Genomic DNA, 20,662 nt, shown 5'->3' with positions numbered 1-20,662 from the left:
TATCAGGAACGTATAATGTCGTATAATCCCCGCCGGTTTGTTGCGCCATACTTGCCGCAATTGTATTGGCTTGATAAACAACATTTTCGCCTAACCCCCCACGCGCTGGCACGAAAAACACATCAAATGGTTGATCATGCATCGCTTCACTTACATAAGCCATCGTTGACCCACCCGTAACGGCAACAATCGCTTGTTCATAGAGAACATCTTCAACAAGTTGACCTGCCTGTCTCGATAATTCAATCTTAACAGTCTTATCTGTATCAGAATCTCCAGGTATTACATAGACATCTTTGATATCATATGCGTCTTTGATTACTTGAGCCAAATGATGATCATCCGAATAACTATTGAAATAACTATTCAACTGTCGAATCGTTGCTTCTCCTTCGTCAGTAATCTCCATACCTGTTGGTTTCACTTTAACAAGCTCTTGCTTCTTTAATGCATCTGTTTCCGACCTTAACACACGTTCAGTTAAATCCATATATTCACTTAAACTACGTCGACCTACTGGTTGATACTTTGAGATAGTAGTGAGGATTGAAAAACGCCGATACATTTTTTCAACAATTTCAGGAACTAACTTCTGTTGAATTTTTATCAAGTCTTTCACTACTATCCTCCTCCTTATCAATTTAAAGGGTCAAGTTCTAACCATAGATTGACTTTTTACGTCCCTGGTGGGACAAAAAAATATAACCTTTTATAGTTGCAATACTACTACTATATATTCGAAATTGCAAGGGAAATACAACGTTAAAAATCAATGATAACACTTACATTTCGTTACTCATTTATTAATAGGCTTTACAATTTACAAATTACCCTTTTATGTACAATCTTAATCATTAAATTGCACTTTATATTTATATTATTGTAATAATTCGAGTCATAAGTCAAATTTCATAACTTGCTACCTTTATTTTGCCTAGAGGGAGCTTAAAAGTTAAACTAAAAGTAACTTTACTTACAAGGGGGTCGTGTTATGTCCAGCAATGAAAAACCTAAAGTTTTAACGCCTGGTGATGGTCAATATAAAGATGATAGCTATTTTAAACATCATCGACATAGCAACAATAATCATGATGCCAAAGGCTACAGTCGCCATTATCATTATGGTACGAGAATTGGATGTGGTCCTTTCGGTTGTTTAGGCGGTTGTTTGACTTTAATACTACTACCAATAATTATAATTTATTTCTTACAATTATTCTTTTGATTTTTCCATTGAAAATATAAAAAGACACGCCACGTAACTTTAGTATTGTTGTACCCCTATTAAGTAAGTTGAGATTATGCATACTTACTATTAGATGTACCACACTCGTCAATCGTGTCGTGCCTTATTTTAAATTAATATGTTAGTCTTCATCTGAAGATTGGCTACTCTTTTCTGAGCTGTTATTACCTTGGCTACTTGAACTAGATGATCCTTGACCTGAATTCTGAGTTGATTTTTGTTGTGTTGATGGTTGTTCTGTGGATTTTGGTTCAGTTGTCTTTTTTTGCTGTGTTGATGGTTGCTCTGTTGTTTTCTCTTCGGTTGATGGCTCTTCAGTAGTCTTTTCTTCAGTTGATGGTTCTTCTGTTGTTTTCTCTTCAGTTGATGGTTCCTCAGTAGTCTTTTCTTCAGTTGACTTCTCTTCGGTTGAAGGTTTTTCCTTAGTTTTCTGCTCTTGTGTAGTATTACGTTCTACTGTTGCTGGTTGTTGGGTCTGTTGCTGTGTTTGTTGCGTTTGTTGCGTTTGTTGCGTTTGTTGCGTTTGCTGAGTCTGCTGGGTTTGTTGCATTGTTTGTTGCGTTTCTTCAGTTGATTTGTCTTTTTTCTTTTTTTCTTCCTTAGTTTTCTCTTTTTTCTTTTCTTTTTCTTCTTGCTTTTGGTCACTTAAGCGTTCATTCGCTCTATTAGAATGATCTACAAAAGCAAAGATTGCGAAAACAAGGCCGAATAAAAGTAGGAATACTATAACCCCACTAACGATTTTGGCAAACAAGCTCATCTTCTTTTTACCACGACCATCAAAATCATTATTTTGATTATGCTTTGGCATATGCTTCCCTCACTTTAATTTTATATCTATTTAATCGTAAGCTCTGTTAAATTACAATTTACTATTGTCAAAAATATATTTTACAACATTTCAAAGTTGATTAAAACTTATTACCACTTTTTTCACTAGTTAATATTGAAATTACATTTACAATTGTAGAATAAAAACACAAAATATCTTATTATTTATTGTAAATCCATTTTAAGTTAAAAGAAGTCACCCTTTCAATAAAACAAATGAAAACATAAGTTTTTTAATAAATTATAGCTCGAGTAAGGATGTGTCATAATAAGTGGAAAATAGTGATTTATTCAAAAATTCAAACGATCCACAACAATTTAAGCAGCATGGTATACGACAAATGATGAAAGAAAATGATGAATATGAATCAACAGATAATGATAAGTCTAATCACAAAATAATACCAATCACTTTGGCTTTACTGATTATTATAGCTATTACTCTAATTACCTTTTTTATATTTTTATAACCATAAATGATTATGTATTATTCTCTTAGTATGATTAATTCATTTTTCAAAGTTATCAAAATTCAAAAAGATAATTTTACAACAATAATTGAGATAACATAAAAAAGGTCTATACTATAATGTATAGACCTATACTAAAGGGAGTCAAAATTTTACCTTCATTGTATATTATGGGGTATACTCGAATAATTAAGAAAAGATTAATTATTATTGAAGGTACTTTTATTATAACTTATACAATATGAATATAAAGGCTTCTAAAGGTTAGTTAATGACATATTAATGAACAATTTTTGAAAAAATTATGACCTTCTATTTTAAAGTAACTAAGAAGATGAATAATTAAAATGAAATGCAATTTATTCTAGAGGTGATACGATGAAACAGTATTTAATCACAGGTGGCACTGGTATGGTTGGCAGTCAATTAATTGATGCAATCGTGGAAAGTGATGCGCATATTACTGTATTAACAAGACAAAACAAAATCAATTCACACCCAAAAATTTCCTATGTGAATTGGACTGAATCTGATTGGGAAAGTAAAGTTCCAGATATAGATATTGTGATAAATCTAGCTGGTGCAAGTCTTAACCATAGATGGACTAAGCAACATAAACAACAAATTATGTTAAGTCGTATTCAAGCAACTCAAACATTATATGAATTGTTTAAATCAAGAACAAAACGCCCAGACGTATTTTTCAATGCAAGTGCCGTTGGGTATTATAGACCTGATTATAACCGTACCTATACAGAATTATATAAATCGTTACCTTTTGACTTTCTTTCTGAGGTCGTCTATCAATGGGAACGACGCGCAAAACAATTCGAAACATTAGGTTCACGCGTAGTCATCGGTAGATTTGGTATGGTGTTATCAGACAAAGGTGGCGCATTACCATTAATGAAACAAAGTTACGACTATTATGTTGGTGGCAAACTAGGTTCTGGCCGCCAATGGTATTCATGGATTCATATCGATGATTTAGTTAGAGCCGTTCTATATACAATCAATGACGAAAATGCAAAAGGGGCATTTAACTTCACTGCGCCAATTGTAGAACGTCAAAACTTATTTGGTTATACATTAGCTCGTATTACTCATCGCCCTCACTATACATGGGTGCCGTCACTAGCTTTGAGATTAGTACTAGGACAAATGTCCACTGTTGTTTTAGATACGCAAAAAGTCATTCCAAACAAACTTCAAGCACTAGACTTTAAATTTAAATATCCTGACTTGAAAATTGCACTTGAAGATTTGGTACATTAATTTAAATATAATGAGAGGAGATATACATGAAGCAAGATAGTGTTACTCATATCCTTTTATTAATTGCAGGCATACTTATATTTATTAATGGCATATTTGCATTTGAAAATTCTGTACCGATGATTATTGTTTCTAGTTTTTTCATTGTAATAGGAAGTATTTGCACAGTTTTTGCCAGTCTACTTATATTTAAAAAGTATAAGTCATAACCTTATTCATATAAAAAGTTTGAATCATAAATTCCACAAACATAGCGCTCAGATAAATGAATTCAATTTATCTGAGTGTTTTTTTGTTTTAATTACGTATTGTTGGCTCGCTTTCCTAGGGGACAGCTTCAGCCTGTAGTCTTCAGCTTGTCCTGCTCCCTCAGGAGTCTCGCCAAAATACGTTGAAATTATTTATGTCTTTTAAATTACTGTATATTCAATTCTTATATTCAATTTGTCTTGTTTATGTTGGTATATCAATCATTAAATACTTAATACCTTATCTACTAGATTTTCATTCATAGTACGTTTTGTTGACTCGCCTTCCTATAAGAACAGCTTCAGCCTGTAGTCTTCAGCTTGTCCTGCTCCCTCAGGAGGCCCGCCAAAATTGTGTCCCAAAATTATAAAAAAGGCAACTTCTATATGATTTCAATAGAAATTGCCTTCTAATAATTGTACTAAAACTTTATGTCTTAGAGACTTTATTTCATTGTATCCTTTGAAAATTAATCTTCAGGATTCATAACGTGGTCTACTAAACCGTATTCTTTCGCTTCTTCAGCTGATAAGAAGTTGTCACGATCAGTATCTTTTTCAATTTTTTCAATTGATTGACCAGTACGATCTGCTAAAATTTGATTTAATTTAGCACGTGTTTTTAAAATATGGTTAGCAGCAATTTCGATTTCAGTTGCTTGACCTTGCGCTCCACCTAATGGTTGGTGAATCATTACTTCTGCATTTGGTAATACATAACGTTTACCTTTCGCACCAGCAGCAAGTAAGAATGAACCCATTGAAGCTGCCATACCAATACAAATTGTTTGAACATCAGGTTTGATATGTTGGATTGTATCATAAATAGCAAAACCAGCAGTCACACTTCCACCTGGTGAGTTGATATAAAGATAAATATCTTTCTCAGCATCTTGTGCTTGTAGGAATAATAATTGTGATACGATAGAGTTTGCTACGTTATCATCGATTTGTGAACCTAACATGATAATACGATCTTTTAATAAACGTGAGTAAATGTCATAAGCGCGTTCCCCACGGTTTGTAGTTTCAATTACTGTAGGTATTAAATTCATTAATATTGCCTCCTTATTTCTAACTGATAAACTTATTTTAACCTAAAAGTCAAACATGGTCAAAAAATAAAGCTCAAAATATTTAACCATTTTTATTTCATTCTTGTTGACCCTTACAAATAACATTTGTAAACTAATATTATTGTTATATTTACCCCTCGTAGTGTAATGGATAACACATAAGATTCCGGTTCTTAGAATAGGGGTTCGATTCCCTTCGAGGGGATACCTAACCCATAATTACATACAATTTAAGATAAAGAACCCCATAATGATGGGGTTCTTTTTATATTATCTATCAATAATATACTATATTCTACAATATTTCAGAGACTTTTTGGGATTCAATAATTGCACGTAAAGGTTTTGGAAATAAATCACCTTGCTCAAAGTTGTAGAGCAGTCCCTAACGCGTTAACATGTAGCAAAATTGGTGGCATATATTGATCCATTTCGAAAATAAGTTTTATCATTTAATAAATTATTACATCAACAATTTAAGAGAAGTAATTTATTTATTATATCATTCGCAAAATCAGAATTTTTGTATGGTATTTAGGCGTACTTTCTGAAAGCAACACATATCAAAAACCGAGACCAAAACACATTCCCTGAAAACAAGACAACAATACATGTTATCGTAAATAAAATAACCAGTAAAAGTATGATATGTTCCCTTCAAATTATACATACAAAACGCAACTTTTGAAGTGAGCATATCAATATAACTCATTTACTGGTTATTATTCTAAAATTTATAAACCAAACTATTAAAAAGTGAGAAAATAATTTAACAGATTAGCTATTAGCATACAAAGGACCTTTTAAAAGTAAAACAACTTTTATAAGTTTAAAATTGCTTTAGCATTGGTAGAAATTATACACCAAACATAGTCTATTTAAACGTACATCCCATAGTCGATTTTACTCCCCTATATAAAAACGGCAATTTAAATAAATAAATAGCCTTTATTCTTCATCTTCAACAGCATAAAATTCATGTATTGCATTTATTTCTCTATTTTTATAATAAACTACTCCCAAAATGACTAAAATAGTAATTAAAAATCGTTTCATTATAAGCTCCCCCTATTTTATAACTTTATCAACAATTCTTTTTGTTGCATTCCCATCTTCTAAATAACAATATTTTTGATAAAATGTTTCATATTTCTCTTTATATTTTTCAACTGTTAAATCAATTTGTTTAATAGCCTCTATGAGTTCATCATTTGTTCTTAATAAAGGACCTGGCAAATCGTTGTTCACATCAATATAAAATCCTCTTAACATACTTTTATATTTTTCTATATCATATGTGAAGAATAATATTGGCTTTCTTAAGTTGGCAAAATCAAAGAAAACTGATGAATAATCTGTGATTAAAATATCACTAGAAATATATAAATCATTGATATCGTTATATTTAGAAAAATCATAAGCAAAGTCTTCAAATCCAGTTAAATCGATATTATCTGAAATGAAATAATGCATTCTTAATGCAATTACATATTCTTCTCCAAATTCTTTACGCATTCTGTTAAGATCCATTTGAAGTTTAAATTTATAATTACCTGCTGAATGGAATTCATCGTCTCTCCATGTTGGTGCATATAATATTACTTTTTTAGAAGTCGGTAAATTCAACTTTTCCTTAATGTGCTGCTTATACTCTGAAGTGTAATTGTGTAATATATCGTTTCTAGGGTAACCATATGTCAATATGTTCTCCTTTGGATACATAAACGCACTTTCAAATATTTGTTCACTATACTTATTGGCAGCAATTAAATAATCCCAATTACGAGATTGATTATAGAAATCTTTTTTATAATTTTTATTTGCTGACGTTACATTTTCCATATCGAACACTAAACGTTTTAGTGGCGTACCGTGCCAAGTTGATAGTATTATTTGTTCTGCTTTTTTATACAACCATTTAGGTTGTCTCATATTTAAGATGAAATATTTGGAAACAGTAACATAGTAGAAATATTGCCACCCAAAACGTTTGATAATTTTTACATTTTCATTTTTAAATTCTTGTTCATTTTCAACTAGGTTTTTGTCATTAAGAATCCAAACATGATTCCATTTATCTTTATCATTCTCTAAAAGATAATTAAATATTGCTTTAGGACTATCAGAATAGTTTCTCCCCAAGAAACTTTCGTATAATATCGTATTTTCTTTTATTGGGAGTTTTGTAAATACATTTTTCTGCACCTTTTTCTGTCTAAATCTTTGATTTTTCGGTTTCATAAATTGATAAGTTTTATAACCAAGTACTCTTGACTTACTTAGCATAAATGCTTTTTTTAGATTTCCATTTTTAATTGCATTTATTTCAAAAGAATGACGCTTACTTAATTTAATCTCATTAGATGGATAATTGAAAATTTCATTTAGGAGTTGGTAAATTTCAAACATTTCACTACTAAAATCAGTAAACAAATCACTTTTAATAACTTTATACAAGTAATATCTCATTGCTTCAATTTTTACTTTTTTAGCTATTTCAGGATCTATACATTTAAGCAAACCTTCTTTTAAAGCTCTAACTCTTTGAAGTATTCTATCCTCATGTTCTTCTTGTGTTAGAGAAGGCGCATTTATAGGGTCATTATGAATAAATTTATAATACAGTTTCGTATTTGATTGTATAATATATGGCGTTTTATTATAAAGCTCTAATAAAAACGGAATATCATTATAAAGTAGGTTCTCATTATCAAATTTAATATCATTCTGAATTAAGAAAGATTTGCGTATTATGTAGCTATGTACTCTAAACTGATAATTTAATTTTTTAAAATAATTTCCAGGAGAATAATCCGTGAATTTATGACCGATTATACCTTTCTCAAACATACCATTTACAAAGCTTTTAACTTGTTGATTATTAAGTTCTATATCTACATCTTTGAAAATCTCTTCCAATTTAGTTAATGCTTCATTATCAAAGAAAGCTCTTTTATTAGTGTTTAATGTGGATGTTTTATCTAAATTTGTCTTACTTATTCCGAATTTGAATACATTTCTCTCTAATCCGTTATCTTCAATCATTTGCTTAGCATAAATCAAAGCATTTGGATGTAAAAAGTCATCAGCATCTATAAATATTAAAAATTCTCCTGTTGCATGTTCAATTGCTTTATTCTTATATTTTGAGATTCCATCACTTTCTTTCATCTCAATAGTTTTGATATTTAAAGTATTATCTTTAATTAATCCACTTATATATTCAATGTCGTTATGAACAAGTATAACTTCATAATCATTGTATGTTTGATCAGCAATACTTTCTAAACATCTCTCTATGTATTTCTCATTACCCTTTTTATTTTTATAAGTAATTAAAATTGAGAAATTCATATTTCCCACCACTTTCTTTTTCTTTGAGTATATTTTGAACGTTAAAACCATAAATAATTATAATATCAAGATTCCTTAAATACAACGCATTTTTAAAATTAAATTTTTTAACGTTGCAAAATTTTATATTTAGTATAAAAAGATATGTTATATCAATACTAATTATAATAAAATATCATTTCATTTAAATACATGTAAAAATAACTACACATTAAACTAAACTAATATTAGATTTTTAAAAGTTTAAACTATCAAAATAAAAACGCCAACTTCTTTAGTTGTATCAGATAGAAGTTGACGTTTACTTTTAATATTGATAGGTATTTTTTGGATAGTCTAACCTTAAAATAACTATTTCATTTTATTATCTTTATGCTAATTTTTTTTGTTTAAAAAACTTCTTCTTAATGAAGATAAAACACCTGATTTTGTTTCAGTCACTTTAGTTTTTGAATCATTATCTTTTATACTAATGTTTTCATCTGTTGAACTCACTGATAATACAATGTCTTTATTTGCTGATATATATAATCCTTCATTCGTAATAAATCTTGGTGTTTTTTTAGTACTTTTTTCAAATCCTTTAATTTCAACAATTTGCCCTTTGGGCATCGGATATAGTTTTTCTTTAAAATCAACATCCTTATAAATATTAGTATTTTTTATTGTAACAATACGTTTAGGCGCTGATTGATAATATTTTTTAGCGTTTGATTTCACTACCTTTTTAGGTTCCACTATCTTTTTAGCTTGTTTTGAGACAATGAATTCTGTCTTAGCATTTTGTCTATATAATTTACTATTATCACTAACATTTGGATAACTTGCGTAAACTAATGATGATTCAAAATTATTAAAGCGAATAATGATATTAAAATTATTACCGTCTAAATATAAATGTTCTTTTTTAATATAAATAAACCCTTGTTCATATGTGAATTCTATATTTTTAGAGATTCGTTCATCATTTATTTTGACTAGTTCAACGGAATTAATAACTGAATTTTCTTCTTTAAATATCTCAATTACTTCGTATAAATTATCATTAATCATTCTCGTACCATTATGGATTCCAACACATTTTGCTTTTAATTCTGGTAAATTATTAAATTTTTCCGGGTACTTATAGCGGACAATACCACCTTTTATATATTTATGTGAATTTGCCTTATACAACATAAACCTAATATAATCTTCAAAATCTTCTCTGTTATGATGGTACGCAAGATAGACATTACGATATCTTGCATTTTCTAATAATTGTTCTATTTCGTATCCTGCGTTTTTAATCATGTTTTCTACTTTATCAAACATTTCATAATAAAATGATTTATTATTAGAATTTAAGAATGCTTTTTTAATAAAGAATCTTGATATAAAATCCATTTCTATGATACGACACAAAATTTGTTCTTTTGCGTATTTAGGCAAGTCCATTTGGATTAATTCAGTTAGTACTTCAAAATTTAAATTTGCTTTTTCAATATCATCCGTCTCTTTTACTAATGATTCATTGTCGGTATATCTATTCACATGATAAACATGATCCGTTGTCATTGAAGCACTTTTAGATTTACTCATCAATTCAGAATAAAATAACTTATCTTCCGCATATTTTAAATTCTTAAACTTAATATTATTATCAATTACTGTTGAACGTTTAAAAACTTTTCCCCATGGACCAATTGCTCTAAATATTTTATATAGTTCATAAGGAACAAGTCCATTATCTATTTTATACGAAGCAAAATTTGCAACTTTTACAATTTCATGATTTCTATGTTTAAAACATTGACCAAATCCAAAATCAGAATCGTGTGCGTCCATTTGATGTACTAAGTTAGGGAATCCATCTGACTCCAACCAATCATCTGCATCTAATACAGTTACATATTTTCCTTTAGATTCTTGTATACCAATATTTCTAGGTTCAGCTGGTCCACCCGAATTTTCTTCTAATTGGATACAACGTATAAAATCATAATTTGTTTCATATCTCTTTAAAATTTCATATGAATTATCTGTTGAAACATCATCAACAAATATTGCCTCTATTTTTGATTTATCAATATTTAAATCAATCAATGATTGAATACATTTATCAATAAATTTTTCTTTATTATAGACTGATACAATAATTGAAATTAGCTTTTCTATTTCAATCTCCCCCACATATTATTATTAATAAACTATTTCCCCTAATTATATATCACAGGTAAACAATTGTTCAAAACTTTAATAAAATATTAGATTTTATTAAAAAATTAATATGGCGAGAATTGTAAAATTATAACATAAGCTATATTTTATTCTTTCATATTATATGTGCGTAAAAATTATTTAATGAAATAATCATAATTATCACTTCTAAAGCCACAAATTATAATCAAGCTTATATGAAATTAATAAAAATAAGTATGTAATTCATCATGTTTGATTTAAATTAGCGTTAATCTATAATACATATATCGAAAGAATTATATTCTCATGAAACAATTTAATTCTATAATATTAGATAGGAGATTTTTAAAATGAGTTTAACTGTAAATTTATATTATACTGGTAAAAATGGAAGCGCAAAACGCTTTATCGAAGCTATGATTAATGAAGGAATTGTAGCAAGAATTAAAGCGCAACCTGGTAATTTAAAATATGATTATTTCTTATCTTATGAAGATCCTGAAACTGTGTTACTGATAGATAGTTGGATAAATCAAGAAGCATTGGATAAGCATCATGCTTCAGATATGATGAAAGAAATTGCTGCATTACGAGATAAATATGATTTACATATGAAAATGGAACGTTACAAAGAAGATAATGGTTCACATAATGATGATCATTTTTTAAGAAAGTAATTGCAACTTTTCACAAAAGGTGAGTTTTTACGTTTTTTATACACATTAATTTCATTGATTGACTGCGCATTTCGCGACTTCTAATGGCAGTATTAAGAGGTGCGTTCTGAACTACACCTTATCCTAAACATGCAAGCAACAATAAGACAAAGTGTTAACTTAATGATTATCACTTTGTCTTTTTTAATATGATTTTATAATGCTATTTTTTTAATTATTTTCAACAAAAATATCAGTCCGACTTTCACAACTTATATCAGTTTGATAATAGTAAACTTTTTACAGCATAAACTATCAATTTCATTTTCTAATTATTATGGTTATAATTCTGTGTTATGTTATAGCTCAACTTTATCATTACCTCTTATTGTAATTTTCATCATAGTATGCGCATTTTTTTGAAATTCATAATCAACTTTAATCAGTTCTGTCTCATGACCTAAATCTGAAATATAGCTCAAAATCTCAGATAGATATTGGTATTGCTCACCTTTTAAATCAACTATAGGAAAAATTCTAATTTCATTCTTTGACACGCGAAGCATTTCATTAATGCAAGCACGATGAAATTCATAATCTAACTGGTCAGCGTACATAAATAAAAAATGTGCAGATAATAAAATATCAAAACTATGATCTGCAAATGGCAGAACAGGCAACTTCGCGGCTACATAATCTTCCTTATTAATGACCATATCCGAATAACAATTCTCTAATGCTTGGATGCGCGAATTTTTTAATTCTTGTGTATTCTTAAAATATGTCCAATTATAAAGATGCTTTGCTTTCTCTATATTTTCTATCGCATGTTCAATATCTTGTTGCCCTTTCTTATATAATGATTGTTTATCAAAATAATAAGCTATGTCACATGATTTAATATTTATTGAAGACGATTTCATTTGAGACCCAAAAGCACATGCACCTGCTGGACAATCAAGTATATTCTTCCCCTTTAATTCTGACGCATTTAAATTAAACATTTTCATATATTCATCAAACGTTCGTCCAATAAATATAATTCTATCTAGACTTAACCAATCTGTATTTACGCTCAAACAAAACACATCCTTCACAAAATTGATTTCATATATCCATCTTTTAACTTAACATTTATTAGAATATTCTGAAATAAGTGATTAAATAAAAAAGAGTTCACTTATTAATGAGTGAACTCTAAATTTATACTGTTGTTATTTTATAATAATTTCTTTAAAAGTTTCATACATATCTACTATTTCAATTCTAATGGTTCTCCGCTTCGAATTTTATCAGCCATTTCGTTTAATTTTCTTAAGCGGTGATTCACACCTGATTTTGAAATCGTACCTGTAGACATCATTTCACCTAATTCCTTTAAAGATACATCTTGATGTTCTACTCTTAATTTAGCAATCTCTCTTAATCTTTCTGGCAAATTATCCAGCCCAATTTCCTCATCAATCAGCTGTATGCTTTCAACTTGTTTCATTGCAGCACTTACAGTTTTATTTAAATTAGCTGTTTCACAGTTAACTAAACGATTTACTGAATTTCTCATATCTCTGACGATACGGACATCCTCAAATTTTAATAATGCTTGGAATCCTCCGATTAGGCTTAGGAAATCAGATATTTTTTCTGCTTCTTTTAAATAGGCAATGCTCCCCTTTTTACGTTCTAAATGTTTCGCATTCAATTCATAATTATTCATTAATTGTGTTAAGCCTTCTGAATGATCTTCATATAATGAAAAAATTTCTAAATGATATGAAGACGTTTCTGGATTATTTACAGATCCTCCTGCTAAAAAGGCCCCTCTTAAATAACTGCGTTTCATTTCATCATCTTGAATCATAGACTCATCAATTTCTCTAGTAAATACGCCGTCCTTTAAGATACCTAAATCATTCAATATCTCTCTAGATTGTGATTTGATACGACAAATATAAATGTTATTCTTTTTTAGCTTCATTTTTTTTCTCACAAGTAGTTCTACTTCAACACCGAATACCTTTTTAATTAAAGAATAAATACGGCGTGCCGTCGTGGCATTTTCTGTTTGAACATTTATGACAAATTGCTGATTGGCAAGACTGAGCGCACCATTCATTCGAATAAGTGCACTGAGCTCTGCTTTTGCATTCGCTTCATCAACTTCTATTCTCGTGAGTTCATTTTTCATATCGGATGCAAAGCTCATTGTTTATCAGTCCTTTCCTTACTAAATCACTTTAGTAAAATTTATTTAGTCTTTTCATCTCTATTAAATTCAATTGTTTCTGTTTCGTTAATTGCGATTTCATAAATCATTTTAGCTAAAATTTCATAATTATGTCGTACATAATTTTGAGTTGAAATTTCAATTAAATCTGGGTGTGTCATCACTTTGATACCTAATTTTTCCATTTCTTGAATATCGCAATGTACAGGTTTAGCATTTTCCTCCCTGTAACGTCTCAACACTTCTTCATTATAGGTTTGTGGCCCACAAATTGCATAATCAATGCATCTTTCACCAATGTGTTCATGTATCGCATTAACATGATCTTCTGCAGTGTAACCTGTTGTTTCACCAGGTTGTGTCATCACATTAGATACATATAATTTTGGTGCTTCACTTTGTAATAAAGCTTTACTAATACCTTTGACACATAGATTGGAAATCACGCTCGTATACAGCGAACCAGGACCAAGTACAATTAAATCAGCATCTTCTAATGCCCTAACCGCCTCTTCCATAGGCTCTACGTCTTCAGGCTCTAAAAATACACGCTTAATCCTTTTATTCTTTTTTGGTATTTCTGACTCACCATAAACAACTTCACCATCATCCATCACTGCATTTAAACGTACACTGGTATTCGTAGACGGAATCACTCGACCCTTTATATTTAAAATTTCACTCAATAACTTTACCGCATGACCAAAATCATCAGTAATATTTGTCAAAGCAGCAATAATCAAATTACCCAATGCATGTCCTTCGACTTGATTCTCTTTAAAACGATATTGAAATAGTTGATTTAACGTTGTTTCTGTTTCGCTTAATGCTGAAATTACATTTCGAATATCTCCAGGCGCAGGAATATCCATTTCATTTCTAATCTTACCTGTACTACCACCATCATCAGCTACAGTTACTATCGTAGTTATATCAATTTGGTAATCTCTTAAGCCACGTGCTAGTACGGATAAACCTGTGCCACCTCCGATGAGTACAAGTTTAATTTTTCTCATTTTTATTTCTCACGCCACTTTCAACATGTGCATCACGATGGTGCACATAGACATTATAGTCAAAGCTATCTTGCAAATCTGCTCCTATACGCTTTGCTAAAGCAACAGACCTATGTTGACCACCTGTACAACCAATTGCGATAACTAATTGTGATTTCCCTTCCTTTTTATAACCAGGAATCATAAATTTTAGTAAATCCATTAATTTCTCAAAGAAGATATTTGTCTCTTTCCATTTCATTACATAATTGTATACAGGCTCATCTTCACCAGTAAGCGGTCTTAGATCGTCAACGTAATGTGGATTAGGTAGGAAACGTACATCAAATACTAAATCTGCATCCATTTGAATACCATGTTTAAAGCCGAAACTTGTCACGCTGATATTAAAGGTATCGATGTCATTGCGATTAAAGTAGTCTTCAATTCTTTTACGCAATTCTTTTGGTTTCATGTATGATGTATCGATCGTATAATTAGCTAAACTTTTTATTTCATTTAAAAGATAACGCTCTTCATCTATAGATTCTATGAGTGAACGTTGACCATTTTCATTTAATGGATGAGCTCTACGTGTTTCTTTGTATCGAGAAATTAGCTTTTCATTTGAAGCTTCTAAGAATATTAAATCGACAATTAAATTAGTATTGCTCTTTATTTGATCTATTTCTTGAATCAATGATTTAAAAAGTTCTTTCCCTCTCAAATCAATTGCTATTGCAACCTTTTGTAATGATGGGTTTCCCTGTTCCATCAATTCAACAAATTTTGGTAACAAAATGGGTGGCAAATTATCAACACAAAAATATCCAATATCTTCTAAACTTTGTATAACGACTGATTTACCAGCACCTGATAAGCCTGTTACAACCAATAATTCACTTTTAATTGTTTCCTTTTCTCCATGTTGCATATCTTCACACCATCCGTTACATATTTTCTATTACACTTCACTATAGATGACAATCTTATCAACCATATTGTCGTTGTATAAAATCAACTAATATTAATCATGCTATCATATTATATTTTACATTAAAAACCACATAGGTAATAGTTTATTATCTTAATTATTAAACCACATTTTAACAACTTCGTCTTTATGTACTTATCATTTTTAAATAATATGTTTTTGTGTGAAAAATCTTATGCTATTTCTTTTCCCAAATAACTTTAAAGATAACAATAATAAACTTTTTATTAACCTCTTTCATATCTCTATATACATACGTAAAAAAGCTAGAATGTTATATTCACCATTAATTCTATGTGATAAACATTCTAGCTATGACTGAATTATTATTTTATTGTTCGTGTACTGCGAATTATATTAATTATGCTTCAATTGTATCCATTAAGTGTTCGATATATGCAATGGCACTTTGTGCAGCAATACTACCGTCGCCAGTTGCAGTAACGATTTGACGTAAACCTTTATCACGAACATCTCCTGCTGCATAAACACCAGGAATGCTTGTACTCATATCTTCATTTGTTACGATATATCCAACTTCGTTTGTAATGCCTAAATTTTCAAATGGCGCAGTTAGTGGTTTCATACCGATATAAACAAACACACCGTCTGCGTCTAATGTTTGTTCAGCACCATCTTTAGTTGATTCTAATGTTACTGACCCTACTTTACCATCTTTTTCATTGATTGTTTTCAGTGTGTGACTCCAGATAAAGTCAATTTTGTCGTTTTTAAATGCACGATCTTGTAAGATTTTTTGTGCGCGTAGTTCATCTCTACGGTGAACGATTGTCACACTATCTGCAAATTTAGTTAAGAAAGTACCTTCCTCAACTGCTGAGTCACCGCCACCGATAACGAATAATTTTTTGCCTTTGAAAAATGCACCATCACATACGGCACAATAACTTACACCGCGGCCACCTAATTCTTGTTCGCCAGGAACACCGATTTTCTTATATTCTGCACCTGTTGAAATAATAACAGCACGTGCTGTAATTTCGCTATTACCTAAATTGATGACTTTATAGTCGCCTTTATCTTCAATTGATTTAATATCGCCATATTGGTATTTTGCACCAAATTTTTTAGCATGTTCGAACATTTTTGTTGATAAATCTGGTCCAGTTACCATTTCGAAACCTGGGAAATTTTCAACTTCTTCCGTATTCGCCATTTGTCCACCTGGCATACCACGCTCTATCATAACAGTGCTTAAATTTGCACGAGATGCATAAACTGCTGCAGTCATACCTGCTGGTCCAGCACCAATAATTGCAACATCAAAATCCACTTGTTCAGCCATTTAAATTGCCTCCTGTTTATTAATTCATTATGCGCATTATATATGATTTCTTGATTTTATTAAACTTATATGCTCAATAAATAATCTATGGTTTTATTTAATTTATAATTAGAAATTTCAAACCAGTCACAGACTTGTTGCTTTGTGACCTTTTGCTCAGAAGCTCTATAATGCATATACACATAAGCTGCAACATAAGCATTTACGTCTGTTAAATCTGATTGTTCGGCAATAATTGCTTCTGCTTGGTCAATCCAAATAATAAATAACATTTCATTATTTTTTAATGCTTCCACATTGTACATCATCAGTAGGCCTTTGTGAATGAAATCTAATTTAGTTAATTTTAAATCTTGAATTAAATAAGTTAGATATAACTTCTCATAATCATTCATTGTTTCTAATACAGACCAAATTTCTTCGGTCATAAATACTTCCTTACCCCTTAATTGATTCAATAAAAAAATACCATATAATCTATGGTGATTATCATCATTCATTAACAGTGGTAAAATTTGTTCATCAAAATATACTTTACTTTCGGCAATGACCCACGGTGCATAGCCAACGTCAACTTGTGCAATATCTTGTAATTTTGACCAAAAATATTTACTTTCTTCAATATTATTTAAATGGTAATAATTAAAACTGAGTGCATTATACATTTGAATTGAAAGAAATTTGCCTTTTTTATATAGAGGTAAGAGCACACTTTGCGAAGCTTCGTATTGCTTTAAATAACAAAGAACGATACCGAGTTTAAACGATTCATCTTCATTCATCGGTGCGACTTTATTCAATAAATTTAAATAGCGTTCATACTTTTCTACATCATTTGTATTGTACAGTAACAACGTGTAATGGCAGAGTGCGTGTACATCGGTGTTATCTTCAGCTAGTAATTGTTCAAACATTTCACGTGCCGTATCATATTTATTGAGATATAAATAGCACATTGCAAGTAAATTACGTAGTACTCGATGTGCTTGAAGTGTGTCACTTTGCCTTAACAAATATTTCTGAGCATCTACTAAACGTCCATGTGAAAATAAATATTGGAAAATTAATTGTATGGCAAATAATTGACTCTCAATTTCTATTTTCTCTGGAGAATGATAAGATACTTCGAACATCTCTTCTAATTCTTCTTGATAATCTTCATCCTCAGCAAGAATAACGTAATTCATTCCAAATAAGAAGGCCTTATTAGGATCATTTTTTATAATATTTAACTGACTTAATTCGTAATAACTATCAGCAACGTCTTCATCTTGTGCAATGCTTTCATAATAAAGCTGTTCTGCTTTATTACTTAATCCCAATTTCACAAGACTTTCTGCATACTTTACTTTGCTCTCAAAATCATGGGGTGACATATCAAGCACTTTTTCGAAGTATTCTGCAGCCTTTTTATAATCTTGATGTTGAAATTTTTGTTCAGCTAATCGCTTATAAAAATGACTATCTAATTTCATTTGTATCACTTTATTGTTTTGCGCCATCTATGTTCACCTCCTAGTTACATGTTTCATTATTTAATTTGCATTGGATTGCCGTATGCGACAGCATAATCTGGAATATCCTTTGCAACGACCGTTCCAGCACCTACTTTGACATTACTACCTATCGTCACACCAGCTAAAATTGTAACATTTGCACCAATTAATGTGTTGTCACCAATCTGAACTGGTCCAGTGCGATATTCATCAACTAAAAATTCATGCGTTAAAATAGTTGTATTGTAGCCTATTACACAATTATTGCCAATAGTAATAAGTTCCGGCTTAATGATATCTGGAACAACCTTAAATGCAAAGGCTGTATTCGTACCTATCTTCATCTTTAATATATGCTGATATATCCATCGCTTAACCTTTAAGTTTGGCATATAGCGACATAGTTCTATGACTATCGTTTGCTTAAATACTTTAACGGCTTTGACATATCGATACATTTGCCAAAGGGGATTAGACCCCTTGGATGGCAACTTTGTTAACTTACGCATAAACAATCATCACTTCACCTTTTTAGTTGGCCAAGCTAAAGGTCCGACAGCTTTATACTGTGGCGCCTTATATTTCACTCTACGTATTACCATTATCACGATACCGACGATAATAAGTACTACGGACATCACTTGTGCAACTCTAATATGTTCTGTCAACATAAGACTATCCGTACGTAATCCTTCAACGAAAAATCTACCGATCGAATACCATATTAAATAGAGACACAACGTATCTCCAACACGTAAATGCTTTCTAATAAAGATTAACACAATAAAACCAATAATATCCCAAAGTGATTCGTATAAAAATGTCGGATGATAGTACTTACCATTTATATGCATATTCTCAATAATAAAATTTGGTATATGTAGGTTCTCTAAGAAACTCTTAGCAACAGGACCACCATGTGCTTCATGATTCATAAAGTTACCCCAACGACCTATACCTTGACCTAATATCATACTTGGTGCAATCACATCACCAATTTGAAATGGATTGAGATTCTTATGTCTACACACAAAGATACCGGTAATAAATCCGCCTATTAAACCACCGTGTATTGCGATACCCCCATGCCAAATCATAGGGATTTCTATTGGATTCTGTGCATAATATGGCCATTGAAATATTACAAAGTAAATACGTGCAACGATAAATCCTACAATAGCACTCCAAAAAATAATATCTACTAACGTATCTTTATCATGACCAATTCGCTTCACACTAGCCTGTGCAATAAAATAGCCAAGTAATATACCAGTAGCGATAATTATGCCATACCAACGTACTGAAATTGGTCCTAATTCAAATGCAATAGGATCAATATAATTTAAACTCATCATCAATTAGTTCTCCTCACTGTGGTGTCCATTTCTCATAATTTCAGCATTGAGACGATCATTGAATTCTTCAGCAGTGTTGATACCCATAATATTTAAACGATAATTCATCGCTGCTACTTCAATGATAACGGCCACGTTACGTCCGGGTCTGACTGGAATCGTCTTCTTCGTGATTTCATTATCTAGGATTTTTAACTTTTCCTCATTTAAACCAACACGGTCATACAATTTATCTTTGTGCCAATTTTCTAAATGAATATTTAAACGTAGCCTTTTTTCAGTTAAAATTGATCCCGCACCAAATAGCGTCATTACATTGATGATACCTAAACCTCTAATTTCAAGTAAATGTTCGATTAACTTTGGCGCTTTACCAATGAGTTCGTCTTTACTCACTTCTCGAATTTCGACATTATCATCTGCAACGAGTCGATGACCACGTTTAACAAGTTCTAATGCTGTTTCACTCTTACCGATACCAGAATCACCAGTAATTAAGACACCTACGCCATAAACGTCAACTAACACACCATGTAATGAAGTCGTTCTAGCTAATTCATGTTCTAAAAACGTTGTCAAACGACCCATTAATTGTGTTGTCGCAATCGTTGATGTAATCAATGGTGTTTCAAGCTCAGTTGCAGCTTGTATCAACTCTTCAGGTGGTTCTAAATCACGCGTTACAATGATAGCTGGTGTTTCGGGGCGACATAGCTTTCTCATTCTACCCTTTCGCTCTTCATCTGGCAACAAGTTATAAAAAGATAATTCCGTTGTTCCCAATAACTGAATACGGTCAGAGGCATAATGAGAAAAATAACCTGCCATTTCTAAACCAGGTCTTGAAATATCAGTATTTTTAATTTGCTTATTTAAACCCGCTTCACCTGCAATAATTTCAAGTTCAAAGCGTTCGACTAAGCTTTTCGTAGTTAACATAGCTTCACCTCTATCA

General features: G+C 30.8%; 19 protein-coding genes and 1 tRNA gene. 6 read left to right on the top strand and 14 right to left on the bottom strand.

Annotated elements, in window-relative coordinates; translation table 11 throughout:
* The coding region (locus SH09_RS03590; protein WP_042738250.1) for a sugar-binding domain-containing protein at window positions 1-619 on the bottom strand (619 nt) is incomplete at its 3' end.
* A gap of 372 nt (window positions 620-991) precedes the next feature.
* Here SH09_RS03590 and SH09_RS03585 point away from each other — a divergent pair.
* Window positions 992-1,225 carry a hypothetical protein gene (locus tag SH09_RS03585; protein WP_042738249.1) on the top strand — a complete coding sequence of 78 codons (234 nt, stop codon included), beginning with the start codon at window positions 992-994 and terminating at the stop codon, window positions 1,223-1,225.
* A gap of 142 nt (window positions 1,226-1,367) precedes the next feature.
* Here SH09_RS03585 and SH09_RS03580 read toward each other — a convergent pair whose 3' ends face one another.
* The gene (locus SH09_RS03580) at window positions 1,368-2,057 is read right to left on the bottom strand and encodes a DUF4887 domain-containing protein (protein ID WP_042738248.1); all 690 of its coding nucleotides are present in this window, start codon (window positions 2,055-2,057) and stop codon (window positions 1,368-1,370) included.
* Between the two features lie 292 nt (window positions 2,058-2,349).
* Between SH09_RS03580 and SH09_RS03575 the strand changes: the two genes are divergently transcribed.
* The 3 genes from SH09_RS03575 to SH09_RS03565 all read left to right on the top strand — a co-directional run bounded on the left by SH09_RS03575 (window position 2,350) and on the right by SH09_RS03565 (window position 4,031).
* Entirely contained in the window at window positions 2,350-2,547 is a 198-nt protein-coding gene (locus SH09_RS03575; RefSeq protein ID WP_042738247.1) for a hypothetical protein, read from the top strand.
* Window positions 2,548-2,925: 378 nt separating this feature from the next.
* Entirely contained in the window at window positions 2,926-3,822 is an 897-nt protein-coding gene (locus SH09_RS03570) for a TIGR01777 family oxidoreductase (protein WP_042738246.1), read from the top strand.
* Window positions 3,823-3,848: 26 nt separating this feature from the next.
* Window positions 3,849-4,031, top strand: a complete 183-nt coding sequence (locus tag SH09_RS03565; protein WP_042738245.1) for a hypothetical protein — start codon at window positions 3,849-3,851, stop codon at window positions 4,029-4,031.
* Between the two features lie 509 nt (window positions 4,032-4,540).
* Here the strand turns inward: SH09_RS03565 and clpP are convergent.
* Complete coding sequence (gene clpP / locus SH09_RS03560; protein WP_042738244.1) at window positions 4,541-5,125, bottom strand: ATP-dependent Clp endopeptidase proteolytic subunit ClpP; 585 nt, start codon at window positions 5,123-5,125, stop codon at window positions 4,541-4,543.
* Window positions 5,126-5,279: 154 nt separating this feature from the next.
* On the opposite strand from clpP, the gene SH09_RS03555 reads away from it, so the two are divergent.
* A tRNA-Arg gene (locus SH09_RS03555) sits at window positions 5,280-5,351 on the top strand.
* Between the two features lie 863 nt (window positions 5,352-6,214).
* Here the strand turns inward: SH09_RS03555 and SH09_RS03550 are convergent.
* Both SH09_RS03550 and SH09_RS03545 read right to left on the bottom strand, forming a co-directional pair.
* Entirely contained in the window at window positions 6,215-8,500 is a 2,286-nt protein-coding gene (locus SH09_RS03550; protein WP_042738243.1) for a bifunctional glycosyltransferase/CDP-glycerol:glycerophosphate glycerophosphotransferase, read from the bottom strand.
* Between the two features lie 375 nt (window positions 8,501-8,875).
* Window positions 8,876-10,672, bottom strand: coding sequence for a glycosyltransferase family 2 protein (locus SH09_RS03545; RefSeq protein WP_052495407.1), 1,797 nt, complete (start codon window positions 10,670-10,672; stop codon window positions 8,876-8,878).
* Window positions 10,673-11,031: 359 nt separating this feature from the next.
* On the opposite strand from SH09_RS03545, the gene SH09_RS03540 reads away from it, so the two are divergent.
* Window positions 11,032-11,358 (top strand): putative quinol monooxygenase, encoded by a 327-nt coding sequence (locus SH09_RS03540; protein ID WP_042738242.1) that lies wholly within the window; start codon window positions 11,032-11,034, stop codon window positions 11,356-11,358.
* 338 nt (window positions 11,359-11,696) lie between these two features.
* On the opposite strand, the gene SH09_RS03535 is transcribed toward SH09_RS03540, so the two are convergent.
* The 9 genes from SH09_RS03535 to hprK form a co-directional block, all read right to left on the bottom strand.
* On the bottom strand, window positions 11,697-12,416 hold the full coding sequence (locus tag SH09_RS03535; protein WP_042738241.1) for an SAM-dependent methyltransferase: 720 nt from the start codon (window positions 12,414-12,416) through the stop codon (window positions 11,697-11,699).
* A 176-nt stretch (window positions 12,417-12,592) separates the two neighbouring features.
* Window positions 12,593-13,540 (bottom strand): DNA-binding protein WhiA, encoded by a 948-nt coding sequence (whiA, locus tag SH09_RS03530; RefSeq protein ID WP_042738240.1) that lies wholly within the window; start codon window positions 13,538-13,540, stop codon window positions 12,593-12,595.
* A gap of 41 nt (window positions 13,541-13,581) precedes the next feature.
* Window positions 13,582-14,577 carry a gluconeogenesis factor YvcK family protein gene (locus tag SH09_RS03525; protein WP_042738239.1) on the bottom strand — a complete coding sequence of 332 codons (996 nt, stop codon included), beginning with the start codon at window positions 14,575-14,577 and terminating at the stop codon, window positions 13,582-13,584.
* Entirely contained in the window at window positions 14,564-15,490 is a 927-nt protein-coding gene (gene rapZ, locus SH09_RS03520) for an RNase adapter RapZ (RefSeq protein WP_042738238.1), read from the bottom strand. The genes SH09_RS03525 and rapZ overlap by 14 nt, the downstream gene beginning before the upstream one ends.
* A gap of 421 nt (window positions 15,491-15,911) precedes the next feature.
* On the bottom strand, window positions 15,912-16,856 hold the full coding sequence (gene trxB, locus SH09_RS03515) for a thioredoxin-disulfide reductase (RefSeq protein WP_042738237.1): 945 nt from the start codon (window positions 16,854-16,856) through the stop codon (window positions 15,912-15,914).
* Between the two features lie 65 nt (window positions 16,857-16,921).
* Window positions 16,922-18,358, bottom strand: a complete 1,437-nt coding sequence (locus SH09_RS03510; RefSeq protein WP_042738236.1) for a tetratricopeptide repeat protein — start codon at window positions 18,356-18,358, stop codon at window positions 16,922-16,924.
* 29 nt (window positions 18,359-18,387) lie between these two features.
* Window positions 18,388-18,861 (bottom strand): acyltransferase, encoded by a 474-nt coding sequence (locus SH09_RS03505; protein WP_042738266.1) that lies wholly within the window; start codon window positions 18,859-18,861, stop codon window positions 18,388-18,390.
* Between the two features lie 9 nt (window positions 18,862-18,870).
* The gene (gene lgt / locus SH09_RS03500; RefSeq protein ID WP_042738235.1) at window positions 18,871-19,707 is read right to left on the bottom strand and encodes a prolipoprotein diacylglyceryl transferase; all 837 of its coding nucleotides are present in this window, start codon (window positions 19,705-19,707) and stop codon (window positions 18,871-18,873) included.
* Between the two features lie 3 nt (window positions 19,708-19,710).
* Complete coding sequence (gene hprK / locus SH09_RS03495; RefSeq protein ID WP_042738234.1) at window positions 19,711-20,646, bottom strand: HPr(Ser) kinase/phosphatase; 936 nt, start codon at window positions 20,644-20,646, stop codon at window positions 19,711-19,713.
* Between the last annotated feature and the right edge of the window lie 16 nt (window positions 20,647-20,662).

Source organism: Staphylococcus gallinarum (assembly GCF_000875895.1).
Classification (GTDB): Bacteria; Bacillota; Bacilli; order Staphylococcales; family Staphylococcaceae; genus Staphylococcus; species Staphylococcus gallinarum.
This window is presented reverse-complemented; position numbering and strand designations above follow the sequence as displayed.

Bases quoted from the DNA above. Each gene is read 5' to 3' on its own strand.
- SH09_RS03585 (WP_042738249.1), top strand. From the start codon at position 992: ATGTCCAGCAATGAAAAACCTAAAGTTTTAACGCCTGGTGATGGTCAA.
- SH09_RS03580 (WP_042738248.1), bottom strand. From the start codon at position 2,057: ATGCCAAAGCATAATCAAAATAATGATTTTGATGGTCGTGGTAAAAAG.
- SH09_RS03570 (WP_042738246.1), top strand. From the start codon at position 2,926: ATGAAACAGTATTTAATCACAGGTGGCACTGGTATGGTTGGCAGTCAA.
- SH09_RS03565 (WP_042738245.1), top strand. From the start codon at position 3,849: ATGAAGCAAGATAGTGTTACTCATATCCTTTTATTAATTGCAGGCATA.
- clpP (WP_042738244.1), bottom strand. From the start codon at position 5,125: ATGAATTTAATACCTACAGTAATTGAAACTACAAACCGTGGGGAACGC.
- SH09_RS03550 (WP_042738243.1), bottom strand. From the start codon at position 8,500: ATGAATTTCTCAATTTTAATTACTTATAAAAATAAAAAGGGTAATGAG.
- SH09_RS03540 (WP_042738242.1), top strand. From the start codon at position 11,032: ATGAGTTTAACTGTAAATTTATATTATACTGGTAAAAATGGAAGCGCA.
- whiA (WP_042738240.1), bottom strand. From the start codon at position 13,540: ATGAGCTTTGCATCCGATATGAAAAATGAACTCACGAGAATAGAAGTT.
- SH09_RS03525 (WP_042738239.1), bottom strand. From the start codon at position 14,577: ATGAGAAAAATTAAACTTGTACTCATCGGAGGTGGCACAGGTTTATCC.
- rapZ (WP_042738238.1), bottom strand. From the start codon at position 15,490: ATGCAACATGGAGAAAAGGAAACAATTAAAAGTGAATTATTGGTTGTA.
- trxB (WP_042738237.1), bottom strand. From the start codon at position 16,856: ATGGCTGAACAAGTGGATTTTGATGTTGCAATTATTGGTGCTGGACCA.
- SH09_RS03510 (WP_042738236.1), bottom strand. From the start codon at position 18,358: ATGGCGCAAAACAATAAAGTGATACAAATGAAATTAGATAGTCATTTT.
- SH09_RS03505 (WP_042738266.1), bottom strand. From the start codon at position 18,861: ATGCGTAAGTTAACAAAGTTGCCATCCAAGGGGTCTAATCCCCTTTGG.
- lgt (WP_042738235.1), bottom strand. From the start codon at position 19,707: ATGATGAGTTTAAATTATATTGATCCTATTGCATTTGAATTAGGACCA.
- hprK (WP_042738234.1), bottom strand. From the start codon at position 20,646: ATGTTAACTACGAAAAGCTTAGTCGAACGCTTTGAACTTGAAATTATT.